This window comes from Bacillus sp. SG-1 (genome assembly GCF_000181495.1).
Lineage (GTDB): Bacteria > Bacillota > Bacilli > Bacillales > Bacillaceae_B > Rossellomorea.
The window spans coordinates 1-1,648 of the sequence record NZ_ABCF01000160.1; the positions used below are offsets into that span (position 1 = coordinate 1).

The following is a 1,648-nucleotide window of genomic DNA, read 5'->3' on the forward strand; positions in this document are numbered from 1 at the left end:
TTCTTTCCGTTTCTGACGATCTATTTTACAGAAGCCTTCGGGAAACAGATGGCTGGTTTGCTGCTTATCGCCTCGCAGGTTTTTGCTGTATTCGCGAATCTTATGGGCGGGTATTGCGCGGATCGGTTCGGAAGGAAAACGATGATGGTGTTTTCTTCTTTTGGACAGGGATTGGCATTCCTGGTGTTCGCTTTTGCCAGCTCTCCATGGTTGGAGTCGGCAGCACTTGGTTTTGTTTGTTTCACCTTTGCGAGTGTATTCGGATCCTTTTATTGGCCTGCCAGTCAGGCAATGGTGGCCGATGTGGTTCCTGAAAAAGAACGCAGCCATGTTTTCGCGATTTTTTATACTTCCATAAATATTGCCGTTGTGATCGGTCCAATCTTAGGAAGTATCTTCTATGTCCATTACCGCTTTGAACTGCTGCTCGTGTCTGCAATCATCTGCATGATCCTTGGATTGATGCTTGCCAAAATGACAAGGGAAACAGCCCCTAAGCAGCATCAGTCAAAGCATGTGAGTAACGTACAGCCAAAGGCTTGGTACCATGCCTTAACGGATCAGTTCAAGGATTATAAAGTGATCGTCCAGGACCGGACTTTCCTTCTATTCATTTTGGCTGGAGTCTTGGTTGGTCAGACATTTATGCAGCTTGATCTGTTAATCCCAGTTTATATTAAAGATTCTATGGAAACAGCATCACTGCTGACTTTCACTTTAACGGGTGAACAAATATTCGGTGTCATCCTTTCAGAGAACGGCCTTCTGGTCGCATTGTTCACGGTGGTTGTTACGAAATGGATGACCAAATATAAAGAGAGAAATGTCTTTATACTTTCTTCATTGATTTATGCTGTCTCAATTTTCATCTTTGGACAGACAGCTTCGTTATATATGTTCATCATCTCCATGGCCATTTTCACTTTCGCAGAATTGATGACGGTCGGTATCCAGCAAAACTTCATTTCAAAGCTTGCTCCTGATCATATGCGCGGACAATATTTTGCAGCAGCAAGCCTGCGATTTACTCTTGCCAGGACTGTCGCTCCAGTGTCCATCACCTTTTCATTGTGGGCCGGGTATGAAATGACGTTCATCGGCCTTGCTCTCCTGGCAGCTCTGAGTGCTGTTTTATACTTCATCATGTTTCAGCAGATCGATAAACAAAACACGATGAATCAGGCGGCACCCGCAAGTTCTGAAGTTTAATGAAATTTTTATAGAAAAATTGAACTCTCTCCCTTTCGTCATAGATTTATAGATGTTACAATGGGACCCGATTGAAATTTTAATATTGTTTCATCGGAAAAAGCCGATTGACTCCAATCAATAAATCGCAAAGAAAGGGTGTATTTTCAATGCATATCGGAAGCAAAGGCTGGTACGTAGAAAAGCTTAAGGAAAAAGGGGTTCGCCGCTATGAGGAACGCAAACTGGAATCCTATAAAAAGCACATTTTAGCTAACTTACTTGAAAAATACGAATAATATTTTCAGCCGGGGAGTCATAAACTCTCCGGCTTTTTAGTTTAGTTGGATTAAAGAGCAATGTTGTTTTTTTATACTGGATTTCCGCTACAGGCGTGCGACTCCGCGGGGCGGGCGTTGAGCCTCCTCGGCTTCGCCTGCGGGGTCTCATCTGTCCCGCT

At 43.6% G+C, this 1,648-nt stretch carries 2 protein-coding genes; both read left to right on the top strand.

Translation table 11 applies throughout. From position 1 onward, the window contains the following. The coding region (locus tag BSG1_RS19380; RefSeq protein WP_006838943.1) for an MDR family MFS transporter at window positions 1–1,209 on the top strand (1,209 nt) is incomplete at its 5' end. A 149-nt stretch (window positions 1,210–1,358) separates the two neighbouring features. Further along, a complete protein-coding gene (locus BSG1_RS20660) occupies window positions 1,359–1,487 on the top strand; it encodes a DUF2639 domain-containing protein (RefSeq protein ID WP_006838944.1) in 129 nt (42 codons plus the stop codon). Window positions 1,488–1,648 lie beyond the last annotated feature (161 nt).

Excerpts from the sequence above, each read along its gene's own strand:
- BSG1_RS20660 (WP_006838944.1), top strand. The coding sequence starts at position 1,359 with ATGCATATCGGAAGCAAAGGCTGGTACGTAGAAAAGCTTAAGGAAAAA.